This is a genomic window from Clostridium sp. AF02-29, assembly GCF_934835585.1.
Classification (GTDB): Bacteria; Bacillota; Clostridia; order Lachnospirales; family Lachnospiraceae; genus Otoolea; species Otoolea fessa.
Genome location: NZ_CAKVZK010000008.1, coordinates 54,677 through 80,106, shown reverse-complemented (window position 1 = coordinate 80,106; position 25,430 = coordinate 54,677). Strand labels below are relative to the sequence as shown.

At 49.3% G+C, this 25,430-nt stretch carries 22 protein-coding genes and 1 riboswitch; of the genes, 2 read left to right on the top strand and 20 right to left on the bottom strand.

Annotated elements, in window-relative coordinates:
- Positions 1–158: 158 nt before the first annotated feature.
- Positions 159–280, bottom strand: a riboswitch (molybdenum cofactor riboswitch).
- A gap of 587 nt (positions 281–867) precedes the next feature.
- Together PUQ60_RS03785 and hypD are read left to right on the top strand one after the other, a co-directional pair.
- Positions 868–1,788, top strand: a complete 921-nt coding sequence (locus PUQ60_RS03785; RefSeq protein ID WP_273381220.1) for a trans-4-hydroxy-L-proline dehydratase activase — start codon at positions 868–870, stop codon at positions 1,786–1,788.
- Positions 1,789–1,793: 5 nt separating this feature from the next.
- On the top strand, positions 1,794–4,241 hold the full coding sequence (gene hypD, locus PUQ60_RS03780) for a trans-4-hydroxy-L-proline dehydratase (protein ID WP_273381222.1): 2,448 nt from the start codon (positions 1,794–1,796) through the stop codon (positions 4,239–4,241).
- A gap of 188 nt (positions 4,242–4,429) precedes the next feature.
- Here the strand turns inward: hypD and PUQ60_RS03775 are convergent, their stop codons facing one another.
- The 20 genes from PUQ60_RS03775 to PUQ60_RS03680 form a co-directional block, all read right to left on the bottom strand.
- Positions 4,430–5,512 carry an ethanolamine utilization protein EutH gene (locus PUQ60_RS03775; protein WP_273381224.1) on the bottom strand — a complete coding sequence of 361 codons (1,083 nt, stop codon included), beginning with the start codon at positions 5,510–5,512 and terminating at the stop codon, positions 4,430–4,432.
- 98 nt (positions 5,513–5,610) lie between these two features.
- Positions 5,611–6,903 carry a 2-hydroxycarboxylate transporter family protein gene (locus PUQ60_RS03770; protein ID WP_273381226.1) on the bottom strand — a complete coding sequence of 431 codons (1,293 nt, stop codon included), beginning with the start codon at positions 6,901–6,903 and terminating at the stop codon, positions 5,611–5,613.
- Between the two features lie 21 nt (positions 6,904–6,924).
- Positions 6,925–8,070 (bottom strand): SEC-C metal-binding domain-containing protein, encoded by a 1,146-nt coding sequence (locus PUQ60_RS03765; RefSeq protein ID WP_273381228.1) that lies wholly within the window; start codon positions 8,068–8,070, stop codon positions 6,925–6,927.
- Positions 8,071–8,711: 641 nt separating this feature from the next.
- Positions 8,712–9,224, bottom strand: a complete 513-nt coding sequence (locus tag PUQ60_RS03760; protein WP_117796070.1) for a nitroreductase family protein — start codon at positions 9,222–9,224, stop codon at positions 8,712–8,714.
- A gap of 29 nt (positions 9,225–9,253) precedes the next feature.
- Positions 9,254–9,757: a transcription elongation factor GreA gene (gene greA, locus PUQ60_RS03755; RefSeq protein WP_022360596.1), complete on the bottom strand. Its 504-nt coding sequence runs from the start codon at positions 9,755–9,757 to the stop codon at positions 9,254–9,256.
- Between the two features lie 3 nt (positions 9,758–9,760).
- Complete coding sequence (gene glmM / locus PUQ60_RS03750; RefSeq protein WP_118652056.1) at positions 9,761–11,113, bottom strand: phosphoglucosamine mutase; 1,353 nt, start codon at positions 11,111–11,113, stop codon at positions 9,761–9,763.
- Between the two features lie 179 nt (positions 11,114–11,292).
- Positions 11,293–12,147, bottom strand: a complete 855-nt coding sequence (gene rfbD / locus PUQ60_RS03745) for a dTDP-4-dehydrorhamnose reductase (protein ID WP_107001395.1) — start codon at positions 12,145–12,147, stop codon at positions 11,293–11,295.
- Complete coding sequence (gene rfbB / locus PUQ60_RS03740; RefSeq protein ID WP_270231730.1) at positions 12,147–13,169, bottom strand: dTDP-glucose 4,6-dehydratase; 1,023 nt, start codon at positions 13,167–13,169, stop codon at positions 12,147–12,149. The genes rfbD and rfbB overlap by 1 nt, the downstream gene beginning before the upstream one ends.
- Positions 13,170–13,183: 14 nt before the next feature.
- A complete protein-coding gene (gene rfbA / locus PUQ60_RS03735; protein WP_022360600.1) occupies positions 13,184–14,077 on the bottom strand; it encodes a glucose-1-phosphate thymidylyltransferase RfbA in 894 nt (297 codons plus the stop codon).
- Between the two features lie 288 nt (positions 14,078–14,365).
- Positions 14,366–15,145 carry a class B sortase gene (locus PUQ60_RS03730; protein ID WP_117796074.1) on the bottom strand — a complete coding sequence of 260 codons (780 nt, stop codon included), beginning with the start codon at positions 15,143–15,145 and terminating at the stop codon, positions 14,366–14,368.
- On the bottom strand, positions 15,114–15,602 hold the full coding sequence (locus PUQ60_RS03725; RefSeq protein WP_022360603.1) for a deaminase: 489 nt from the start codon (positions 15,600–15,602) through the stop codon (positions 15,114–15,116). Before PUQ60_RS03725 ends, PUQ60_RS03730 begins: the two co-directional genes overlap by 32 nt.
- Positions 15,603–15,633: 31 nt before the next feature.
- Positions 15,634–16,710, bottom strand: coding sequence for a peptide chain release factor 1 (gene prfA, locus PUQ60_RS03720; RefSeq protein WP_118468405.1), 1,077 nt, complete (start codon positions 16,708–16,710; stop codon positions 15,634–15,636).
- A gap of 18 nt (positions 16,711–16,728) precedes the next feature.
- Positions 16,729–17,727 carry a HemK/PrmC family methyltransferase gene (locus tag PUQ60_RS03715; RefSeq protein WP_118293365.1) on the bottom strand — a complete coding sequence of 333 codons (999 nt, stop codon included), beginning with the start codon at positions 17,725–17,727 and terminating at the stop codon, positions 16,729–16,731.
- 32 nt (positions 17,728–17,759) lie between these two features.
- The gene (locus PUQ60_RS03710; protein WP_273379227.1) at positions 17,760–18,716 is read right to left on the bottom strand and encodes a DUF1385 domain-containing protein; all 957 of its coding nucleotides are present in this window, start codon (positions 18,714–18,716) and stop codon (positions 17,760–17,762) included.
- Positions 18,717–18,802: 86 nt separating this feature from the next.
- The gene (gene rpmE / locus PUQ60_RS03705; RefSeq protein WP_022360607.1) at positions 18,803–19,012 is read right to left on the bottom strand and encodes a 50S ribosomal protein L31; all 210 of its coding nucleotides are present in this window, start codon (positions 19,010–19,012) and stop codon (positions 18,803–18,805) included.
- Positions 19,013–19,326: 314 nt separating this feature from the next.
- Positions 19,327–21,138, bottom strand: coding sequence for a transcription termination factor Rho (gene rho / locus PUQ60_RS03700; RefSeq protein WP_273379225.1), 1,812 nt, complete (start codon positions 21,136–21,138; stop codon positions 19,327–19,329).
- Between the two features lie 443 nt (positions 21,139–21,581).
- Entirely contained in the window at positions 21,582–22,904 is a 1,323-nt protein-coding gene (locus PUQ60_RS03695) for a replication-associated recombination protein A (protein WP_117796079.1), read from the bottom strand.
- 9 nt (positions 22,905–22,913) lie between these two features.
- A complete protein-coding gene (locus PUQ60_RS03690) occupies positions 22,914–23,630 on the bottom strand; it encodes a polysaccharide deacetylase family protein (RefSeq protein WP_273379222.1) in 717 nt (238 codons plus the stop codon).
- 234 nt (positions 23,631–23,864) lie between these two features.
- Positions 23,865–24,704 (bottom strand): undecaprenyl-diphosphate phosphatase, encoded by an 840-nt coding sequence (locus PUQ60_RS03685; RefSeq protein ID WP_022360611.1) that lies wholly within the window; start codon positions 24,702–24,704, stop codon positions 23,865–23,867.
- 12 nt (positions 24,705–24,716) lie between these two features.
- Positions 24,717–25,391, bottom strand: coding sequence for a uracil-DNA glycosylase (locus PUQ60_RS03680; RefSeq protein ID WP_273379220.1), 675 nt, complete (start codon positions 25,389–25,391; stop codon positions 24,717–24,719).
- Between the last annotated feature and the right edge of the window lie 39 nt (positions 25,392–25,430).

Sequence of the window (25,430 nt, the reverse complement as noted above, 5' to 3'; positions counted from 1 at the left end):
CATTTATTGTGGATAACTGCTCTTATATTTCAATTTTGAGTTTCGCAATTACCTAGTTTAAGAATACTCTGAAAAACATTTCATCGGAACGAGACTCTGGCAGAGGATGCGCCGCCTTTTACCAGCTGCCTTTCTTCCTAATAAGCAGCAGGTCCTACTTCTCTTTCCAATGCATTTCTTTCCAAATGCGGGAGGCATCCGGGTTTCCCCTGATACCCATTGGCTGTAAACCCTGACAATATACTGTGTTAGGTTTTTCAGCTCGAAATATAGTTTTCCTGGCTTCTGCTGTCCGGGCTCTTCTAATAGTTCCCGAAACATCTTTATACATTTTTACTATACCATGTCAAAATTCCTCTTGTCAACCGGGCAACTTTCACATGAGCGAAATTTTTTCATTTTTTCAAGCTTCTTATTTATTTTGTCTTTTGTTTTCTACTGCTCTTTTCTACTGTTATTCTAGATTTTTAGTCTTTTTTCACTTCTATCTTGATTTCCCCTTTTCATATTTGTGCGATGCTCTTTTAACTGTGCTTAATTTTTTGTTTTTGTTTTATGTTTTATGAATATTCAAATCATTTTATCTTTTCTACAATTTTCACTTTCTTTTCATGCATAATATCCTCACTTTTGCCAATTGTAAGCCCTCATTTTCTATGATATCTTATATGTTATATTAATTTTCTTTTATAGTCATTCCGCATTCCGCTTGTTTCAGCGTGATCGGATGATTATTTTTCAGATTCGTCTGTTAAAAATTAAATTAATACATTTTTTTCAATTTACTCTTGTATTCTTGAGTCGGTTGTAGTATTATAGACTCAGAACTAGAACACAGTCTAGTTTTTTGCAAAGGAGGGGGAAAGGATGGCAGAAACTCCTTACATATTTAACATCCAGAAATTTTCAACGCACGACGGCGATGGTGTCCGCACCACGATTTTCTTCAAGGGATGTCCCTTACGCTGTATGTGGTGCCACAACCCGGAGAGTCAGCATTATTATAAGGAACTGATTTTTCATCATCACAAATGTACCGCCTGTGGTCGATGTGTTGCAAAATGTAAACAGGGAGCCAATTCCATCGTAGACGGCAAGATTGTATTTGACCGTTCCAAGTGTACCGCCTGCGGTGTCTGTACCGACTGGTGCATCACAGAAGCCCGGGAGTTAGCCGGTAAGGAATATACGGTAGATGCACTTGTCAAAGAAGCGATGAAGGACAAAATCTTCTATGAACAATCCGGCGGCGGTGTAACACTCTCCGGCGGTGAAGTTATGGCTTCCCAGCATATGGACTATGTGGAAGAGGTCTGTCGCAAGCTCCACGAGAACGGTGTCAGCGTTTTCATCGACACCAGCGGCTACACAGACTATGAGAATCTGAAGCGGATTCTTCCTTACGTAGATGTTTTTCTCTACGACATCAAAGTGATGGATCCGGAAGGCCACAAGAAGTATATCGGCGTTGACAATTCACTGATTCTAGAAAACTTAAAGAAATTAAGTGATGAAGGCGCAGGTCTTTATATCCGGCTTCCGATTATCCAGCAGGTCAACGCAACCGATGAACACATTGAAAGTGTCATCCATTTCCTGAAAGAAAACAATATTCACGCACGTCAGGTAAACCTTTTACCTTATCATGACATCGGAAAGGGTAAATACGCCAGCCTCGACATGGAGTACCATGATGATGAGATGAGCGTACCGGTGTCCGAGCTTATGGAACACTTTAAGTCCATGTTCGAAGAACAGGGCTTCAACAAAGTCAATATAGGAGGATGATTTAAATGGCAGAGAAAATTGATACTTCATTCGTAATCAACACACCAGAAGGTCTGTTAAAAGACAACGACCGCGGATGTACCGAAAGAATTAAAAGACTGAGAAGACTCAGCCATTCCACCCAGCCACATCTGGATCTGGAAAGAGCCAAAATCGAAACCGATGTTTACAAAGAGTACGAAGGTTCTGTATCCGTACCGGTTTTAAGAGCTCTTGTTCTGAAAGAGTACTTCTCTAAGAAAACTCTTTACTTAGGCGATGATGAGCTGTTAGTTGGTGAAAAGGGTAAAGACCCGCAGTGTTCACCGACATTCCCGGAGCTGTGCTGTCATACTATCGAAGATATGCACATCATGAATGACCGTAAACTGGTTAACTTCACCGTTACCGAAGACGATCTGAAACTTCAGGAAGAAGAAATTATTCCATACTGGAAGAACCGTGCAGTCAGAGAACATCTCTTAAAAGCTATGACCCAGGAATGGAGAGACTGCTATGAGGTTGGTATGTTCACCGAGTTCATGGAGCAGCGTGGACCGGGTCATACAGCCGGCGGCAAGAACTTCTACATCAAGGGCTACGGCGACTACAAGAAAGAGATCGAGCAGGCTATCAAAGAGCTTGACTACTTCAATGATCCGGAAGCTTATGACAAAGAGCAGGAGCTTCGCGCTATGGATATCTGCTGCGATGCTATCATTATCTTAGGTAAGAGATATCACGATCTGGCTCTTGAGAAAGCTGCTGAGGAGAAGGATCCGGTCAGAAAAGCAGAGCTCGAGCAGATCGCAGCTAACTGTGCGGTTGTTCCGGAGCACAAACCTGAGACCTACTGGCAGGCACTTCAGATGTACTGGTTTACACACCTTGGTGTTACAACCGAGTTAAACCCGTGGGATGCATTTACACCGGGCCGTCTGGATCAGCATCTGATTCCGTTCTATGAGAAAGATACCGCTGCAGGTACTCTGGATGATACAAGAGCTCTTGAGCTTCTTGAGTGCCTCTGGGTTAAACTGTTCAACTCTCCGGCTCCGGTTAAGGTTGGCGTAACCTTAAAAGAGTCCGGTACATACGTAGACTTCGCAAACATCAACTCCGGCGGTGTGAAGGAAGATGGTACTGATGCAGTTAACGCTGTTTCTTACTTAATCCTTGACTGTATGGAAGATATGAGACAGAACCAGCCGAACTCCAACGTTCAGATTTCCAAGGTTACTCCGGATAAGTTCTTAAAGAGAGCTTGCGAGATCGCTCGTCAGGGCTGGGGCCAGCCGGCATTCTACAATACCGATGAGCTGATTCAGGAGCTGGTAAATCAGGGCAAATCTCTGGTAGATGCAAGAAACGCTGGATGCTCCGGATGTGTTGAGACAGGTGCCTGGGGAACCGAGGCTTATTGGCTGACCGGTTACTTAAACATCCCGAAGTGCTTACAGCTTGCTCTGTATGATGGCTACGATGTAATGTTCAAAAAACAGATCGGACCGCACACCGGCAAGGCAGAAGACTTCAAATCCTATGACGAACTGTGGAACGCATTCAAGACACAGCTTGAGTACATCATTGATGTTAAGATGCGCGGCAACCTGGTTATCGAGAGAATTTACGCAGAAATGATGCCGGCTCCGTTCCTTTCCATCTGTACCGATGACTGTATCAAGAAAGGTAAAGACTACAACGCAGGCGGTGCAAGATACAACACAAGCTATATCCAGGGTGTTGGTATCGGAACCATTTCCGATGCACTTTCCTCTATCAAGTTCAACGTATTTGACAATCAGAAGTTTACCATGAAAGAACTCATCGACGCTATGAACGACGACTTCAAGGGTCATGAGGATATCCTGAACCTGGTTAAGAATAAGACTCCGAAATACGGCAACGATGATGATTATGCAGATGACATCATGGTAAGCGTATTCAACGAGTACAAAGATTATATCACCGGCAGACCTACCACCAGAGGCGGTGTATATCATGTAGATATGCTTCCGACCACCTGCCACGTATACTTCGGTGATGTTATGATCGCAAGCCCGAACGGACGTCTGGCACATATCCCGCTGTCTGAGGGTATTTCCCCAGAAAAAGGCGCTGATATCAACGGACCGACCGCAGTTGTTAAATCCTGCTCCAAGATGAATCACTGTGAGACCGGCGGTACTCTGCTGAACCAGAAGTTTACTCCGGCTGCTATCGCAGGCGAGAAGGGTATTGACAACCTGGCTGCTCTGATTCGTTCCTACTTCGCTATGAACGGACATCATATACAGTTCAACGTTATCGACCGCCAGACTCTGATTGAAGCTCAGAAGAACCCAGAGGAATACAAAGAACTGATCGTCCGCGTAGCCGGATACAGTGACTACTTCCGTAACCTGGATAAACCGCTTCAGAACGAGATCATTGAGAGAACCGAGCAGAGCTTTGGAGGCTGTGGCTGCTGTTAATTGCTCGCAACCGTTTGACAACTCTAATAGTCTTCATTGCATCATATGAATGCCTTCTATGAAAATGATATAGCCCCAAAAGGGCGAAAGCCCCGGCAGCGAAACTGCCGGGGCTTTCTTATTTCTTTCTTTTTCTATCTATCTTCCCATTCTTATCGCAATATCCGATTCCTTACTGTACTTCCGCTCTACTCTGTTATCATTTTTGACCTTCTCAGACAAATAACCGCCAGGACAACTGCCAGTCCGCCTGACAGCACCTTGCTGATCATATAGGCTATTACCCAGTTTCCCGGTATCAGGGATGCTACTAAGGTCATCTGACCGCCTACCACATAGGCGCCTGCAACAGAGAAAGCGGCGTTTAATACTTTTCCGCGCTTATCCATCTTGGAAAACAACGGCAGCATCGCAAGGCTCTGTATAAAGGAAAGGAACAGTCCGACAACTGCCTCCTCATTGATACCCAGGACTGCCCCGATACGCTGGATCGGCTTTTGGAGACGTTTTAAGGCCACCTGCGACAGCACCAGACCGCCGCACGCTGCGATGACCATCCGGAGTACCATAAAAAGCATTTCCTCAATCAAGGCATTCTCGACAACCGCATACTTCGGCATGAAAATTCCGAAGACTGCCACACCAAACAGGAGAAAACTAAAAATACGGATCGCATTTCCGAGGAAAATCATGATCTTCATCGTCAGCGCCGGAACCAGCACAAATGCCGCAATCAGCACCATGCACAGCACCAGCACCGGGATCATATTAAAAAAGAGCTGACGGACAGGCAGACCCAGCATCAGACCTCCGACCGCCAGACCAGACGGTATGGCAATCAGTCCGAAGATGAATCCACGCATCAGCTCTCCTATTTCATCTTTTCGAACAGCTGCCAGAAAGACCGGCAGCTGATATCCGACCGTCATTCCCAGACTGCCTGCTACCATCGCACCGGTAAATGCCGCCAGCGCCGGTGTCGCCGCCAGCTTCTGTGCCATGCCAAGCGCCCCCATATCCGGCGCCAGAAGGCAGCTTGGAATGAGCGCCGGATCAAATGGCATATGCTTTGCCGCCTCCGCAATCGCTTCCGCGTGCGTCTGCACATATGTAACTCCGATCGCATAAAATCCGACCGTGGACATCGCCAGACCGCCCATCGTGGCAAGCCCCTTTTCAAAGTTCGGCATCAGCCCCAGCTTTCCTCCCAGTATCTCATCCAAAAGCCCGGCTGCCGCAAATACAAGCATGATCGCAATGAATATGTTCATAAGACCTACCTCCCAGCTTTTCCCTATTTCTCTATTCCCCTGTTTTCACTTATTTTCCCTCTATCAGGCACATTTCTCTGTCAGTCACAATTCTTTTTTTACCTCACCAGCAGCTGTATCAGCACGCCCCCGATCGTCAGCATCAGTGCTCCGCAGGAACGCGTCACAATCTGTGCAAATGGAAGCAGTTCCATCCGTTTTGAACTGCTGAGCACCGCCACATTTCCGGAACCGCCCATGTTCGTCGTACACATCCCCGCTGCGATCGATGATTCCAACGGATAAAATCCCATCTTGATGCCGATCAGTCCGGCGGTCAGTGTGATCGCCCCGACAATCAGCACGACACTGAGCAGATAAAACGGAGTGATCGTGTGTAAAATCGTCTTTAAATCAATCAGCGTCGCCCCGATTCCGGTCAGCGCCGCCGCTGTCCAGCTGTGGATCGCGAACTGTCCCCACTCTCTCGCCGCGTCCTCCAGGCGCTCTGAAAGGATTCCCGTTCCCTTCACAATCACAACTGCTACAATCATCCACGCATACGTCGGTACAATCGAAATAAAATGATGGCAGAGCGCCCCCAGTTCATAAAATGCCATTGAAATGATAAGCCCCGTACATAAGAGTGCGAAGGTCGGTTTCATCGGAGGCTGTTTCTTCACTTCATGACCGTCATTGACAAGGCAGCCATTTCCGGTCAGGGATGGCTTTCGCTCGCCGATATTATTGGCTAAACCGCCAAAAATGATCGCCACGCAATTTCCCAGCACCGTCGCCGGTGCGATCCGCGTCAGGATCTGTCCGGCGTCCGTCCCCAGAACCGACGAATACATTGCCGACAGAGGCACTGCTCCCGCCGTCATGCCGCCGCTCGTCATCGGAATACCGATATACAGGATGCCTTCCAGAAAACTATCCCCCATCACCATACCGAGCAGACCTGAAAGTATCACGCCGACTGCCAGCGATATGACAGCTGTCGGAAGCAGTTTCACCGTTGCGCGGATCAGAAGCCCACGGTCGATATTGAAAAGACTTCCTGTGATCAGCGCTGAGATATAGAAGACCAGAAATCCTTCTTTGTTGACAAAATTGTCCAGGATCTCATGCGTCTGCTCCGGAATCAGCCCCAGCGCCTGGATGACCGCCGCCCCCAGAATACAGATGACCGAGCCGCCCAGGTACGTTTTCACAACCGGTGTATGATTTCCTAAAAAATTGAGTCCCTCGCCCAGCACCATCAGCGCAATCATGCCGCCGACCAAGCCTGCCGGAAGACAGTCCATATACATACAGACCACCACCAGCGCCAAGATGCCTAGATACAGAGGGATGGAAAAACCAGCGATCGTATTAGCTTTGCCAGATATTTCTTTCCTCTCTTGCTGCATTTTTCATTTCACCTCTGAGTATTAATTTCTTCCACAACACTTCTTATATTTCTTCCCAGATCCGCAAGGACACGGATCATTCGGATAAATCTTCTCCACCTTTTTCGCGGTTACCGGTGCTGGCTGGGACATTTCCGGCACCATCGCCGGCATACCGCCGATCATACCTCTCTCACTTAATTCCCACGGTTTATTTCCGCGGTTTTCTTTTGTTCTCGTATTGTTGAACGCATCCATGAGAAGTCTTAAAAATTCGCCCATCTGCTGCTCGCTCTGGAAGACAACCCCTTCTTCATGAATCTTATTCATCAGTTCTGCCGGTGATTTTCCTTCATAACTGCTGGTCCACGTCTCAAAGCACCATCTAGCCGCTTTCTCATACGGCACATCCAATTTTTTTATGAAATAGGACTCCAGCTCCTTATAAGCCAGTACCCCTGCCTCATACCCTTTCTGACAGATTTCATCCAACTGCTGTGCAGACGGAATATAGAATTTTTTATTCTGCTGCTGTTTCAACAAAGCAGTGAGTCCATCACCCTCAAATACCGGAAGATGTACATACAAGCCCCTCTCGGAATAAAGCGGATTCTCTTTCGGCAGGTCCTGCATTCCCAGTTTCTCCATCGGGAAAATGCAGGATTCTGTGATGTCCTCCGGCATTTCCTCCAGCATCCCGATCATTTCTTCGATCGTGCCTTTCACCTTCAATTTGTACAGTTCATACAAAATTTCCAGCGGCGCAATCTCATAATAATCGATAAAGAAGCTGATACACTTCATCAGCCAGCCTTTTTTGTTCTGAACCGCCCGGAATGCCTCATCGTCAATCCCGCCAAAACCCTGTGCAATCTCTTCAAAGACAGTAAAGCAGTCACTCACTTCCTCAAAACTTCCAAGTACGTATTTATATAACTGCATTCCATCCATAATCTCTTCTGCAGAAATTTTCTGTGGCTCGGTACAGGCTTTGCAAAAAAGCACCATCTGCTCTTTCGTCAGGCATGAAAGTCTGCCCCGGAGTGCCTCTTCCGTCGTTAAATATTCTACAATTCGGTCAATCAGGTCATCCTTTTTAAGCCGGGAACAGTTCTTTAACTCGTAGCTTCTTGCTTCGTTTAATAAGTCTTCTTTGGTCCATTCTTTTAAATATTCTCTTAATAACATACCATTTCCTTTTCTCATCTTACATCGTTTCATGCTTCTCTTCATATTTTTTTATTATACTTTTAAATGCACATGGATTGCAAGATATATCGTTACATATTCTGTGGATGCTTCGTTACTGGGCACGTATGCGTGAACAGTAATGATACTTCCCCATATGTTGGAATCAGCATAAAAAAGAATGTGCCTTGGCACATTCTCGCGCCGAGCGCGGTCGCTTGCGACATGTTTCTGCTTCGCGCGAGTGCGCATCCTCGCGGAGCGTTTTTTGTTTCATAGGACGCAATTTCCTATGAAATAAAAAAAGACTCTAAAGTCCGTAATAGGACGGGATTCTAACGAGTCCCACACCAATTATTGACATAGAGTCCATAAAAAAGAAGGTGCCCTGGCACATTCTCGCGCCGAGCGCGGTCGCTTGCGGCGTTTCTGCCTCCCAGCTTTTCAGGAAACAGACTGTATCAATTAAGGATTATGGTAAATAAAGGATTGTCGTAACTGTTCAGTAGGTCTGCGCATTTACTGCGCTGACCGTACGAAAACATGGGCCAGCAGGCAAAAATCCCATTGCCGCAGGCAATTTTTAATGGATTTTTGCGCGTGACTGTGAAGGTACTGAACAGTTACGGATTGTCTATATTTTACAGAAATACTGCCAGCTCTTCTAGCGGCTTGCGATCTGCATGCAGCCTGGACGGATGAGCTGTCTCTGCCGGATATCCAAGCGGCAGATAGGCCGTCGGCTGTAAGCCCTTCATCTCTGGGAACTGCTCCAGCAATTTTTCTGGATTAAACATACCAACATACGTTGTTCCCAGTCCCAGTTCTGCTGCCTGCAGCATCATCTGGGAAACCGCCAATGTCACATCGATCTCTCCATGGTTTTTCCCGTCCTCTTCCCTTTTCCAGGAAATCTCTGGATCATAGGCTGCTACAATCACAACCGGCGAATGAAAATGACACGCCGTACATGCATCCGCTTTCGCCAGAGCCTCCTCACTCTGCATCACGAAAAAGCGCTGTGGCTGTAAGTTATGTGCCGTCGGGGCTTTGCGTCCTGCCTCCAGCACTTTCTGTAATTTTTCCGCTTCAACCGGGCGGCTATCAAATTTACGCAGCGAATAACGCGCATCACATAATTCTTCAAATTTCATAGTAATCAAAACTCTCCTTTGTATTGCAACTAATAACTACGAATCCGATCCGAATCCTCTTCTCCCGTTTTCTCGATCTTCCGGATCTCCACCACATAGCTGCTCTTATCGTTGACCTTCACTTCCACCTGGTCACCCACATGGTGTCCTTCGATCGCTTTTCCGAGCGGCGACTCGATGCTGATCCGGTTTTCCAGGGAATTGCCCCGGATGCTCGTTACCAGACGGTATACTTCTTCCTCGTCGTCATCCTCAAAATACAGGGTAACCGTATCATTCATTCCGACCTCATCCGGGCGGGATTCTTCCGATACGATCTTAGCATGCTTCAGCATATTTTCCAGATAGCGAATACGGCTTTCATTCCGGTTCTTATCCTTCTTAGCAGCATAATATTCGAAGTTTTCGCTCAAGTCACCCTGTGCGCGCGCCTCCTTGACCGCCTCGATCGCCTCTTTGCGGACCACCAGCTTCCGATGGTCGATCTCTTCCTGAATCTTCTTTACATCACTTTCTGTCAGCTGCTCTCTCATGTCTTACTCTGCCAGTCCCTTTTTTTCTATCATTTCTACAACCTGTGCTACATATTTTCCGCAGATTTCATCCGTCGGTGCCTCGACCATCACGCGGATCAGCGGCTCCGTACCACTCGGACGAACTAAGATTCGACCGGTATCGCCCAACGCATCCGATACCTTCTGAACCTCCGCCTGCACGTCGCGGTCTGCCTGCGCCGCCTCTTTATCCTTGACTCTGACATTTTTCAGAACCTGAGGATAAATCTGCACCTCATCAGCCAGCTTTGCAAGTGTCTCTTTCTTCTCCAGAATCACTTCCATCAGCTTTAATGATGTTAAAATGCCATCTCCGGTCGTCGCGTGCTTGCTGAAAATGATATGGCCCGACTGCTCGCCTCCCAGGCAGTGACCGTTCTGGGACATATTTTCATAGACATACTTATCACCAACCGCCGTCTTCTCATAGGAAATGCCCTCGCGCTCAAATGCCTTATAAAGACCGAAGTTCGACATAACCGTGGTGACAACCGTATTGTTGACCAGCGTGCCCTGTTCTTTCATGTATTTTCCACATACATAGAGGATCTTGTCGCCATCCACCAGCTTGCCCTCACTATCCACTGCCAGGCAGCGGTCCGCATCTCCATCATAAGCGAATCCAACGTCCAGATGATTTTCAACCACATATTTCTGCAGTCCCCCGATGTGGGTGGAACCGCAATTTGTATTGATATTCAGACCATCCGGCGTGTTATTGATGACGTGTGTCTCCGCGCCCAGTGCATCGAATACGTTTTTCGCAATCGCGGAAGCGCTTCCGTTTGCACAGTCAAGACCTACCCGCATATTTTTGAAAGACCGTGTTGCCAGGGAAATCAGATAACCGATATAGCGGTTGCGTCCCGCCGCATAGTCAACGGTGCGTCCGATCGCATCGCGCTTGGCAAATGGAATCTCGCCCATCTCGCCATCCAGATACGACTCAATCTTCTCGATCGTCTCCTCCTCCAGTTTCTCGCCGCGTCCGTTGATGACCTTGATTCCGTTGTCATAGTATGGATTGTGGCTTGCGGAGATCATGATACCGCAGTCAAACTCCTCGGTGCGTACAACATACGATACACTCGGAGTGGTTGTCACGTGAAGCAGATAGACATCTGCGCCGGAAGCGGTCAGTCCCGATACCAGCGAATACTCAAACATATAGCTGCTGCGTCTCGTATCCTTGCCGATCACGACCCGGCAGCGATCTGCTTTCGTCTTCTGTCCATAGTACCAGCCCAAGAAACGACCTACTTTATAGGCGTCCTCCACGGTCAGCGTCACATTTGCCTCGCCGCGGAATCCGTCTGTTCCAAAATATTTACCCATTTTGAGAGTTCCTCCTACATCATCAAATACAGAGTCCAAAGGTCATGTACATTTATGGAAATACCCCACTAACATACATGACCTTCTACGATTTTGATTCCAACCTGAAGAAAATCCTGCAGCCAACGGCGCTTCACACTTTCTGCCGCTGCTGCTTTCTATGTCTGATTGCACATTTTTTACTGAATTTCTTTCAGATAGCGACCTACCGCATCCTGCCAGGACGGAAGGCGCTCAAATCCGTTGTCCGAAAGTTTTTCTTTGCTGATCCGGCTGTTCATCGGGCGTTTTGCCTGACCCGGATAAGCAGCTGTATACTCAGCAGTGCTGACCGGCGTCACCTTGACGTCCATGCCCGCCTGCTTAAAGATCTCAACTGCAAATTCATACCAGCTGCAAAGTCCCTCATTCGTCGCATGGTAACGACCATATTTGTCACTCTGAATCATATCAACCAGCAGACGCGCCAGATCGTATGTGTAAGTCGGGGAACCGATCTGATCATCCACAACACTGACTGCCCCGCGCTCTTTGCCAACGCGCAGCATCGTCTTGATGAAGTTCTTGCCGTTCACGCCAAATACCCACGCGATACGGACGATGAAAAACTTCTTTACCAGCTCCTCGACTGCCAGCTCGCCCTCATACTTCGACTGACCGTAGGCGTTGAGCGGTTCCCGGTGGTCATCCGGCTCCCACGGGCGGGTGCCCTGACCGTTGAATACATAATCGGTGCTGATGTACATCATTTTGATGTCCAGACCTTTGCAGACCTCCGCGATATTTCTCGTTCCATCTGCATTGACTTTACGGCAGAGTTCCATGTTCTGTTCCGCTGCGTCTACTGCAGTATATGCAGCGCAGTGGATCACTGCATCCGGCTTTGCCTCGGTGATCACGCGGCGGCATGCCTCTGCATCGGTAATATCCATCTCATCGACATCCACGCCGATGCCAGTAAGACCCTGTTTTTTCAGCTCATTCATCACGTCATAGCCAAGCTGGCCTTTAACGCCTGTCACTAATACTCTCATTATAATCTATCTCCATACATTTTTTCGAAGTACTGGCTGTACTCACCGCTTAAAATGTGTTTCCACCAGTCCTGATTGTTCAGATACCAGTCGATCGTCTGACGAATGCCGGTGTCAAAATTGTATTTCGGCTTCCAGCCAAGCTCCGTCTCGATCTTGGTCGGATCGATCGCATAACGGCGGTCATGACCCGGACGATCCTTGACGTAACGGATCAGGCTTTCCGGCTTGTCCAGCGCTTTCAGGATGGTTTTGACAACCTCCAGGTTGGTTCTCTCATTGTGTCCGCCGATGTTGTAAATCTCACCGACGCGTCCCTTGTGGAGAATCAGGTCGATCGCCTCACAATGATCGGATACGTGCAGCCAGTCGCGGACATTCGCGCCGTCACCGTATACCGGAAGTTCCTCGTCTGCCAGCGCACGGCTGATCATCAGCGGAATCAGCTTCTCCGGGAAATGATATGGACCGTAGTTATTGGAGCAGCGGGATACTGTCACCGGAAGCCCGTAAGTTCTATGGTATGCCAGTACAAACAGATCCGCACTCGCCTTGGAAGAAGAGTACGGGCTGGAGGTATGAAGCGGGGTTGTCTCCGTGAAGAAGAGATCCGGGCGGTCTAACGGCAGATCGCCGTATACCTCATCGGTCGATACCTGATGATAACGTTTAATTCCATAGGTGCGGCAGGCATCCAGCAGGGTGGTCGTTCCCATGACATTGGTACGGACAAATGCCTCCGGGTCCGTGATGGAACGGTCTACGTGGCTCTCCGCTGCAAAGTTTACTACGATGTCCGGCTTTTCTTCCTCGAAGAGTTTAAACACAAAGTCGCGGTCTGCGATATCGCCGTGTACAAACTTGTAATTCGGCTTATCCTCTACCGGTTTCAGTGTCTCTAAGTTGCCCGCATAGGTCAGAAGATCCAGATTGATGATCTGATACTCCGGGTATTTATTTACCATATGATGTACGAAGTTTCCGCCGATGAATCCGGCTCCGCCTGTCACGATAATCTTCATTGTTTTAACTCCTTTTAATTCTGATGTATTTTATCAACATATTTCCCATCCAGTACGTCTTTCAGATATTTGCCATACTGGTTTTTCTTGTATACCTCGTATGCCTCCAGCACTTCTTCCTTGCTGATCCAGCCGTTTAAGTACGCAATCTCCTCCAGGCACGCGATCTTGCGGTGCTGGTGGGTCTCTACTGTCTTAACGAAATTGGTTGCCTCAACTAAGGACTCATGTGTACCGGTATCGAGCCAGGTAAAGCCCTGTCCCAGAAGAATGACATCCAGATCGCCATTTTCCAGATAGATGCGGTTCAAATCGGTGATCTCAAGCTCGCCTCTGGCAGACGGTTTTAACTGTTTCGCATACTCTACTACCCGGTTGTCATAGAAATACAGACCCGTTACACAGTAATTGGACTTCGGTTTCTCCGGCTTCTCCTCGATGGAGATCGCCTTGCCCTGGTCGTCAAATTCTACGATACCGAAGCGCTCCGGATCATCGACATAGTAGCCGAATACAGTCGCGCCCTCTTTCTTGGCAGAGGCAGCACGCAGGCGTTTCACAAGTCCCTGACCCTGGAAAATATTGTCCCCCAGAATCATCGCTACGGAATCATCCCCGATGAACTCCTCGCCGATGATAAATGCCTGTGCCAGTCCATCCGGACTTGGCTGCACGGCATAGCTTAAATGTAAACCAAACTGATGTCCATCGCCCAACAATTCCTTAAAACGCGGTGTGTCATCCGGTGTCGAAATAATCAGAATATCCCGGATTCCCGCGTTCATCAGAACGGAGATCGGATAGTAAATCATCGGTTTGTCATAAATCGGAAGCAGCTGTTTGGAAGTTACGCGTGTCAGCGGGTAAAGGCGTGTGCCTGAACCGCCTGCTAAAACGATACCCTTCATATCTTGTTCTCCTCATATGTTTTATTTTCACGCCTCTTTTCTAAAAAAAGGCAGATCTCATCACTATAAGTAATATACCACATTTGCCTGCTGCTTGCAAATTTATTTGCTTTACACTTCTTTCTTGCATTGTACAATCGTAACTGTTCACGGGTAGGCACTTTTGGAACCGAAAGTGCCGTAAGAAAACGTGGTGGCAGCAGGAATTTGCCGTATTTAAATGCGGAGCCACGGCAAATTCCGTTACTGGGCACGTATGCGTGAACAGTAATGTACAATCCATAAGCATCATTCATCCACTGCATACACAATCGTCCGCGCATCCGCAAATTCATAACTGCACGTCACAAAGGAATACAAGTGGGAAACCTCCTCGTCTGGCAGTTCGCGAAACCGGCATCCCTCCGTCATTTCTTCTATATAAGGATGCATCTCCGACCGATCCGCAAATTCCGTCCTACGCCGTTCCCCCTGACTGCCCGCAGTGAGCGCTGCAATCAGACGGAGTGTCCGCCTTTTCCCATCTGGGAAATAGAGATAAGCCGTCCGATGCTTCTGGAAGAAATCTTCGTCTTTCAGGCGGATCAGCTCGGAAAACCGGCTTCCGTCCTTCATATGATGCCCGTAAAAAATCGAATGAAAATCCGATGCATCCGGTGCACTCTCGCAGTCCAGAAAGACAGTCCCGGCTGGATCTGGTTTTCCATCCAGCCCGATGCTGCGGTACGATTCATTGTCGGTTGTCTGGACAATCGGTTCGTCGATGTGAGTACCGGGAATGCGAATCCAGGCGATGACGTCGGCATTCTGACATTTTAAGGCTGCGAAATCTGGCTGCCATATCGGCTCTGACGCATCTGAATCAGATTTTCCAGATAAATTCTGCTCTACATTTCCTTCAGATTGTGAATCTCTGTTTTCCGCCCTTCTAACCGCATCCCCCACACCATCCGCCAGAACCAGACATCCAATCACGATCAAAAAAGCACAGAAGATGCGGCGTGCCCAGCGGGCAGCGCCGTCTCCTGTGCGCTTCTTAGTACCCAAATTTTCCTTCCAGCGATTCATCTTCGCGGATCCAATCTTCTACATCGACTTTTCGGTACTCATTTTTCGTATCACGGATATAGACATGTTCAATTCCGGCATTGATTACCATGCGCTTGCACATCGAACAGCAGCTCGATTTTTCCACATACCCGCCGGTTCTCGCATCGACACCGGTCAGATACAGCGACGCGCCGATCATGCGCTCTCTGGAGGCACTGATCAGGGCATTGGCCTCGGCATGGACACTGCGGCACAACTCGTACCGCTCGCCGCGCGGCACATGAAGCTCCTCGCGGATGCAGCGACCGATATCGGAACAGTTTTTCCGTCCGCGCGGGGCGCCCACATAGCCGGTCGAGATAACCTCATCGTTATTCACAATCACTGCCCCGTAGTGCTTTCGCAGACAGGTACTCCGCTGCGAAACCATTTCCGCCAGATCCAAATAATAATTGACTTTATCTCTTCTTTCCATATAGGATCCCCCTTCCGTTTTCTCTAATTCTTTAGATGCCCTCATTCATCTTCGCCAGCTTCGCCGCCTGATCGGCTGCAATTAAGCTGTCAATGATCTCATACAGATCGCCGTCCATGATCGAATCGATCTTATACAAGGTCAGTTTGATGCGGTGCTCGGTCACACGTCCCTGCGGGAAGTTATAGGTACGGATCTTCTCGGAACGGTCACCGGTACCAATCTGGCTGCGGCGTTCTGCCGCTTCCTCGTTCTGGCGTTTCTCCAGCTCCAGATCATATAGCTTGGAACGCAGAAGACGGAACGCCTTTTCCTTGTTCTGTAACTGCGATTTCTCAGTCTGGCTGTAGATCACGATACCGGTCGGAATATGGGTCAGACGTACCGCGGAGTCAGTCGTGTTGACACACTGTCCACCGTTTCCGGACGCACGCATAACGTCAATACGGATATCTTTATCATCGATAACAACGTCCACATCCTCTGCCTCCGGCATCACGGCAACCGTCGCGGTCGAAGTATGGATACGTCCGCCGGACTCGGTCTCCGGCACACGCTGTACGCGGTGAACACCGCTCTCATACTTCATCTTGGAGTAAGCGCCCTGGCCGGTAATCATGAAAACGACCTCCTTGAAGCCGCCGATTCCATTTTCACTGACGCTGACAAGCTCAGTTTTCCAGCGGTTGCGCTCTGCAAAGCGCACATACATACGGTACAGTTCGGACGCAAATAATGCCGCCTCATCGCCGCCTGCACCTGCACGGATCTCGACGATAACGTTCTTTTCATCGTTCGGATCCTTCGGAAGAAGCAGAATTTTTAATTCCTGCTCCAGATCTTCAATGCGCTTTTTCGCAGCATTTAACTCTTCCTTCGCCATCTCGCGCATCTCCTCGTCGGATTCCTCATCCAGAAGCGCCAGACTGTCCTCTACGTCCTGTTTTGCCTTCTTATACTCTTTATATGCCTCCACAATCGGAGCCAGATCTGACTGCTCCTTCATCAGCTTGCGGAAACGATTTGTATCGCTTGCCACTTCCGGGCTGCCGAGCTCTTCCATCAGCTCTTCATAACGGATCAGCAAATCATCCAATCTGTCAAACATGATATCCTCCTCTATCGTCTAACGGTTCCACCGTGCCTTTACCACGCGATCCAGCCCCGGCTCATCCTTTATCACTTCTATCTCCCGATACCCGGCGATGGTCAGTATCCGGCTGACCGCCTCCGCCTGGTCATATCCTATCTCAAAATATACGCAGCCGCCCTTGTTCAGATGTTTGCTGCACTCCAGCGCCAGAACCCGGTAAAAATACAGACCGTCCTCGCTGCCGTCCAGCGCCAGCCGCGGCTCATGGTCGCGTACCTCCGGTTCCAGACCGTCGATCACCGCCGATGGGATATACGGCGGATTCGACACAATCACATCGTACATGACATCCGCCTCCACCGCCTGAAACAGATTGCTCTGCAAAAGTGTCAGGCTGTGTTCCTCGATCTCTGCCTGCAGGCGCGGTCCCTTTGCCAGCCACGTTTTCAGGCGGATGCACCACGGATCCTCCGATACCTGAAACGATTCTGACCGCGCAGTTCCCTTCTGAATCAAAAAGAGACGTCTCGCATTTTTCTTTGCCACGCGCAGCGCCGCCTCGGAAATATCCACCGCCGTCACGTTCTGGTAGCCGCCAAGCACGGCAAGGCTGATCGCGATACAGCCGGATCCGGTACACATATCCAAAAGTTTCAGATCCTTTTCCGGGTAATCCCGAAGAACCCGCTCAACTAACGTCTCCGTATCCTGGCGCGGAATCAGGACATTTTCATCGACAGAAAATGTCATTCCCATAAAATCCTGCATTCCCAGAATCTGCTGCAGTGGAATGCGCTCTGCCCGTTTCTGAAGCATTTCCTGATAGCGCCCATAGCCCTTTTCCAGGCGTTCCGCATGGATCGGACGGTTCTGATCCAGATAATAATGCACCCGGTCAATCCCGAACGCCGCTTCCATCAGATACCAGGCATCCGTCCCTGCGTCCGGCACACCCGCCTCACTTAAGCGCGCGCCGCCCTCATCCAACAGTTCTCTCCAGGTCAGGTCTGTTCTTCCGTTTTCCTCGCTCATCGACTCATCCCCTCTGTCGTACCATGTTCTATTTATGACTCTTCCAGCTGCTTTTCCCAGCCTGGGAAATTCTCCGTCAGGTATTCTCTCCAGTCAAAAACTGCCTCGGTCGCCGCGATCGCCACCTCAATCATCGAGTCATCCGGCTCCTTCGTCGTCAGACCCTGCATCCACATACCCGGACGGCTCACCAGATCCATAAACTTCGAATTGCTCCGTCCGGCGCACTGCAATACCTCATATGATATACCTGCAATGACCGGAACCAGAATAATACGGCTCAGAATCCGCATCCAGATCGTATCGACCCGGATCACCATAAACATCAGAATACTGATCACCATGACAATCAATATGAAACTGGTACCACAGCGCTTGTGCTCCTTCGAGCTCTCGCGCACATATTTTACCGTCAGCGGATGTCCGTGTTCCACACAGTTGATGCACTTGTGCTCCGCCCCGTGGTACATAAATGTCCGCCGGATGTCCTCCATCCGCGAAACGAATTTAATATAGATAATAAAAATCGCGATCCGGATCACACCTTCCAGCACTGCCATCAGATGATCCGATGTGATAACTCCCTTAAACAGGTTCGCAATCCCCAGCGGCAGGAGCATAAAAATACCAATTGCCAGGATAAACGAAATTACCAGAACAGCTGCCATGATCGCACTCTCCAGCTTCTCGCCGAACACGCGGTCTAAAAACTGTTCGAATTTTCCCGGCTCTGCATCCTCGTCATCTTCAAAAAAGCTGGCGGAATACGTCAGACTCCGCATACCGATGATCATCGAATCTGCAAACCGGAACACGCCGCGTACAAACGGAAGCTGTAAAATCTTCGCTTTTTTCGTGATACTCTGGTATGTGTCTTTTTTTACTTCTATCTCTTTGTCAGGCCGGCGGACTGCCACTGCATAGTCCTCACCTTTCATCATCATGATGCCTTCAATTACCGCCTGACCGCCAATTCCTGAATACTTCATGCTGTCCTTTCAAAATAAAAAAAGAAGAAAACAAAAAGGCTGAGTTTAATGTCGCCACTAAAACCCAACCTTTACATGGTTCAAACTTATTTGCCTGCGTTGATGCCGTACTTGCGGTTGAACTTATCGATACGTCCGCGGGCAGCGGCTGCTTTCTGCTGGCCTGTGTAGAATGAATGACACTTGGAGCAAACCTCTACGTGGATGTCTTTCTTGGTAGAACCAGTTACGAACTCGTTACCACAGTTGCAAACTACTTTTGCCTGATAATAGGCTGGATGGATTCCTTCTCTCATTTCTTTCACCTCTCTGAATTTTTCATTGCGATTTCCGACCGCTTTTTAGTTGCAAGCCGTCTTAAAACGGCTCTATATAAAGCTCCGCACATCCAGGCACGCTATTCCATCATTTAAGCGTTCCTTCCACTCGTAAGGACGACTCACGCAGATGTCAGAACTACCGTCTGTTAATACAGCCTTATAATTATACCATGGTGTGTACTTTTTAGCAAGCAATTTTATCTATTTTTCAATACTATTTTCTTCTTACAGTCCTGTTTTCCTGCCTAGAAGAAAGTCCTCACAGATGCGCTATTGGTGAAACATGATTTTTAGTAAAATGACCCCTTTTTCCGCGTGATCTCCACAAATTCCGTATTGTTCCTCGTCTTGGCAAACAGATCCAGGATTCGCTCGACGGTATCCTCCGGTTTCTGCGTGTTGGTCGCCTTGTGGACGATATCGACCGCTTCCGCCTCGGCGGACGAAAGAAGCAGATCATCTCTTCGCGTACCGGAACGCAGGATATCGATCGCCGGGAAGATGCGCTTCTCGGAAAGTTTGCGGTCAAGCACCAGCTCCATGTTGCCGGTTCCCTTAAATTCCTCGTAAATAACATCGTCCATACGGCTGCCCGTCTCAATCAGCGCGGTCGCCAGAATCGTCAGGCTGCCGCCCTCGCGTATATTTCTCGCCGCACCGAAGAAGCGCTTCGGCATATGCAGCGCTGCCGGATCCAAACCACCTGAAAGAGTTCGTCCACTCGGCGGAACCACCAGGTTGTAAGCCCTTGCCAGACGGGTGATACTGTCTAAAAGAATCATAACGTCCCTTCCGTGCTCGACAAGGCGCTTCGCCCGTTCTACTACCATCTCCGACACACGTTTATGACGCTCCGGCAGCTCGTCAAACGTCGAATAGATGACCTCGACATTTTCTCCCGTTACCGTCTCACGGATATCTGTCACCTCCTCCGGACGCTCATCGATCAGAAGGATGATCAGGTGCATTTCTGGATGGTTCTTTGTGATGGTCGTCGCCACCTGCTTTAACAGGGTGGTCTTTCCGGCTTTTGGCGGGGATACGATCATGCCTCGCTGTCCTTTTCCGATCGGGGACAGCAGATCCATCACGCGCATCGCCATGGAAGTCTTAACCCCCGGATATTCCAGGTGCAGACGTTCATTTGGGAAAATTGGCGTCAGATTTTCAAAATTCGGGCGTTTTTCCACCACGCTGGTCGGGTATCCATTGACCGAATTAATATATAATAATGCGGCAAATTTCTCCGTTGCCGACTTCACACGACGGCTTCCGCGCACGATATCACCAGTTTTCAGATTAAAACGACGGATCTGGGACGGCGCCACATAGACGTCATTTTCACCCGGCAGGAAGTTTTCACAACGGATAAATCCAAATCCATCCGGCATAACCTCCAGGATTCCGTTCGCCTCGATGCCGCTGTCCAACTCCTGAAATTCATTTTTCAGATCCTCCATGCGTGCATTTTCCACCTCGGTACGGGTGCTTTCCATCTGCTGCACCGGCGCGGTACGTTCCGGCTGACTGTACTCGGAGGCTGCTTCTGCCATCTGCGGTGCCGGTGCGGTATGTTCCGGCTGGCTATACTCGGTTCTTGCGCTCATCGCTTCATTGTAATTGTTACGCGGCACATAGGAATTTCTCTGATACCCCTCTCGCTGCGTGTACTCGCGTCTGCGGTTATCCTGATAACGGGTATTATTATTCTCACGGCGTGTATAGGAGCCGTATTCATTCCGGCGGTATCCGCCTTCGCTGCGGCGCTCATAGCTGGAATTCTGCCCTCCCGCAGCCCGTTCTCCGTTGGCAGATCTCCGCGGCTGCGAATACGTCTGCGCCGATGTATTCTGCCCTGCATCAGTTCTGCGCGGCTGCACGTGCATTTCCGTACTCTCTGCCGGTTCCGCCGATCCAGCCGGATGCTCACTGACAGAAGCCTGGGGCATTTCTTCTTTCTGTCCCCCTTCCGCCGGCTTCTCAAGTTCGCACAGCCTGTCTATGATCTCCGCCTTTTTCAGGGTGCTGATCCCCTTTAACCCCTGTGCCTTCGCCATTTCCCGAAGCTGCACCAGAGGGAGTGTCTTTAATTTTTCTCTCATATAATTCTCCTTACCCTGTTTAATTGTGTCATATTCTCTGGGATTCAAAAATCAGAAATAAGAAACGTGTGGATGTCTTCCAGGTACTTACACGAAACCGGACAGGCAGATACCTGCCCGGCATACCTTTTTAACATAGCCTTTAATGCTGTGACTGCTCTGTATCCTGCAGCCACCTTGGTTTTATTATAAACGGTTTTCATAAAAATTCAAGTAAACATTTTCTTCATACATATCAATTCAGGAACATAGTAACTGTTCACATGTAGGAATTTTCTGAACTGAAAATTCCGTACGATACAGTTCCGGCAGCAGATTTTGCCGATTTGGAATGCGTAGCATCGGCAAAATCCCGTTGCTGAGCACACGTGTGTGAACAGTAACGGAACATATGAAAATTGTTTTCCATCTCAAATCAAAATCCATCTGAAAAGAAGCTTTTCTCATTCAGAGCCCTTCAGGAAGTGCAGCCACTCCCCAATCTTCTTCTCATACCCATTTTCTGACGGGCGGTAAAATGTGCTGCCCTCCAGTCCATCCGGCAGGTACTGCTGCTTCACATAATGGTTCGGATAATCATGTGCATACTTGTACCCGTCGCCATGCCCCAGCTTCTCCGCCCCGCTGTAATGGCAGTCGCGCAGATGGGACGGCACCGTAAAGTTGCCCTTTAACCTGACCGCCTCCTGTGCCTCATCGACCGCCACATACGCCGCGTTGCTCTTCGGCGCGCTCGCCACATAGGTAGCCGCCTGCGACAGGATAATCCGCGCCTCCGGCAGACCAATCCGCTCCACTGCCAGCGCCGCGCTGACCGCAACCTGAATCGCCTGCGGATCCGCATTGCCGACATCCTCCGATGCACAGATCATGATACGCCGCGCAATAAATTTGATATCCTCGCCTGCATCCAGCATCTTCGCCAGATAATAAACCGCCGCATCCGGATCGGTACCTCGCATACTCTTGATAAACGCTGAAATCGTATCGTAATGGTTGTCCCCCGTCTTGTCATACTTCACGGCACGGCGCTGGATGCACTCCTGGGCTACATCGAGTGTGATGTGAATCAGACCATCTTCACTCCGTTCCGTTGTGAGAATACCAAGCTCGATCGCATTGAGCGCCGCGCGCGCGTCTCCGCCTGCCATATCGGCCAGAAAATCGAGCGCCTCGTCCGTCGCCTCCGCGCGATAGCTTCCCATACCCTTTTCCTTGTCATGGAGCGCCCGCTCTAAAAGCTCGCGGATATCCGCATTTTCCAACGGTTTCAGCTCAAAAATACGGGATCGGGAAATCAGCGCCCCATTGACCTCAAAATACGGATTTTCCGTCGTCGCACCAATGAGCAGAATCGTACCATCCTCAACAAACGGCAGAAGATAGTCCTGCTGCCCCTTATTAAAGCGGTGAATCTCGTCGATAAACAGGATCGTGCGCTTTCCGTACATCCCCAGCGCATCCTTGGCATCCTGCACGACCTGTTCCATATCTTTTTTCCCCGCCACCGTCGCGTTGAGCTGCTCAAAACGCGCGCTCGTCGTGTTGGCAATCACGCGCGCCAGCGTCGTTTTGCCCGTTCCGGGCGGTCCGTAAAAAATCAGCGATCCGAGCTTATCCGCCTTGATCGCCCGGTACAAAAGCTTATCCTTTCCTATGATATGCTTCTGTCCCACCACCTCGTCAAGCGTGGACGGGCGCAGCCTGGATGCCAGCGGTGCCTCCTGCTCGATCGTATTTTTCCGCATATAATCAAATAAATCCATCGTATCCTCTCAATCAATCAGACATTCTTCTATTGTAACAAAAGTATATCCCTCCGCCGTCAATGTGTCAATCGTTTCAAGCGCTGCATCGACCGAAGTCTGATATGCATCATGCATCAGCACCACCGTGTGAACCGCCGCATTTTTACAGATATGCTTCACAATCCGCGCCGTATTCCGGCTTTTCCAATCCAGCGTATCGACGTCCCAGAACACCGGCGTCATCGACACTCTCTCCTGAAGTTCCGTACTCCATGAACCATACGGCGGACGTATGTATTCCGGACGTTTTCCCGTGACCGCCTCGATCCAATCGGCCGTCTCCCGAATCTCCTCCACGCTCTTTTCAATCGGCTGGTGCGCCAGATCCACATGTGCCATGCAGTGAACCCCGATGAGATGACCGTCTTTAGACATCTGTCGCACCAGTTCCTCATTACCCGGAATATTTTCCCCGACCAGAAAAAAAGAGGCTTTCACGCCCCTCTCGCGCAAGCCGTCCAGCAGCTTTTTCGTGTACACCCTGTGCGGTCCGTCGTCGAAGGTCAGCGCCAGCTCCCCGCCGGAAAAGCATTCCGGGGAGGAAACCGTTTGGTTCGTCTGGTCCGCCTGCTCCACTTCCGCCAAATCTTCCCACTGCATCCCCACTGCCAGCCTGCACACGATTCCTAAGAAACACAGATCCAGCAGCACTGCCGTGCACAGGCAGAGCAGTTTTTTCCTCATGGAACCCTTATTTTGAATGATCCGATTTACCATTTTAGATGTATCAGCCCTGAACTGTGACAGGGCATCCCCTTTATATTTGCGTTTCCGCTTCCATGTATTATATGAACGCAAAAAAGGATCCAGACCTCCGCATTTCTGTCAGGTCTGAATCCTCTTTTTCTATTTAATGTGCTCTCGGAATCTTTCCGCCAGCCGCAAAAGCAAGTGCAGGAAAGACTCCGAGCGTACATTTTAACCTACTAGCGCCGAAATACCAAAGTAGGACAGCACCACGATACCAAGCACAATCCGATAATATCCGAAAAACTTGAAATCATGCTTGCGGACATATCCCATCAGGAACTTGATCGAGTACACGGACACGCCAAATGCGACCACCATACCAAGAACCAGATAAATGAACTCCGCGAAAGAAAATCCGCCGCCCTGAATGAAAAATTTCACAATCTTTAAAAAACTCGCACCGAACATAACCGGAATCCCAAGGAAGAATGAAAACTCTGCCGCCGCCGGACGTGAACAGCCGATCAGCATCGCGCCCAGAATCGTCGCGCCCGAACGGGAAGTACCCGGAATCATCGCCAGCACCTGGAAACAGCCGATCAGCGCCGCTGTCTGGAACGAAATCTGCGTCACGCGCTCAATCGGAAAATGACGGTGCACGTTTCGATTTTCCAGTACGATAAACAAAACGCCGTAGAGAATCAGCATCGCTGCTACGACATAGCCGTTCATCAGCTTATCCATGAAATGGTCAAGCGGAAGCCCAATCACCGCTGCCGGAATGCAGGCTATAATAATTTTTATCCACAAACGGATTGTACCGCGCTTCTGCGCCATCGATTTGTGCGGTGAAAACGGATTCAATTTATTGAAATACAGCACCATAACCGCCAGAATCGCACCCAGCTGGATGACAACCATAAACACTTCCCGGTACGCCTCGCTGACATCCAGATGGATGATCTCATCCACCAGAATCATATGCCCGGTACTGCTGATCGGAAGCCATTCCGTGAAACCTTCCACGATTCCCAGTACAATTACCTTTAAAATCTCAACAAAACTCATGTCTGCTCCTTCCTACACGTTTTCTATCTGCCAGTCGATCGGGGCAACACCATGCTCTTTTAAAAATTCATTGGTCTTGCTGAATGGGCGGCTGCCGAAAAATCCGCGGTACGCAGACAGCGGGCTCGGATGCGGTGCTTCGAGAATCAGATGCTTCGGATTATTAAGCATCGATTTCTTCGCTTGTGCCGGACGTCCCCACAGAATAAATACCATCGGACGGTCCTGCTCATTTAAGATCTTGATCGCAGCGTCCGTAAACTTCTCCCAGCCGATTCCACGGTGGGAATTTGCCTGATGTGCGCGGACGGTCAGAACTGTGTTCAGCAGCATGACTCCCTGCTTCGCCCATTTCGTCAGATAGCCATTGTTCGGGATGTAGCAGCCGAGATCATCGTGCAATTCCTGATAAATATTCACCAGGGACGGCGGGATTTCCACATCCGGCTTTACCGAAAAGCAAAGCCCATGCGCCTGTCCCGGACCATGGTAGGGATCCTGACCTAAAATAACCACCTTTACCTCGGAAAGAGGGGTAAAATCAAATGCATTGAAAATATCATTCGCATCCGGATATACAACATGCGTCTCATATTCCCGTTTCACAGTATCGTATAACTTTCTGTAATATGGCTTTTTAAACTCTCCGCTGAGCGGAGCCAGCCAGTCATTACTGATTGCTCCCATTGCCCTATCCTCTCGTCCATGTCATTTTCTGTCGTTTTC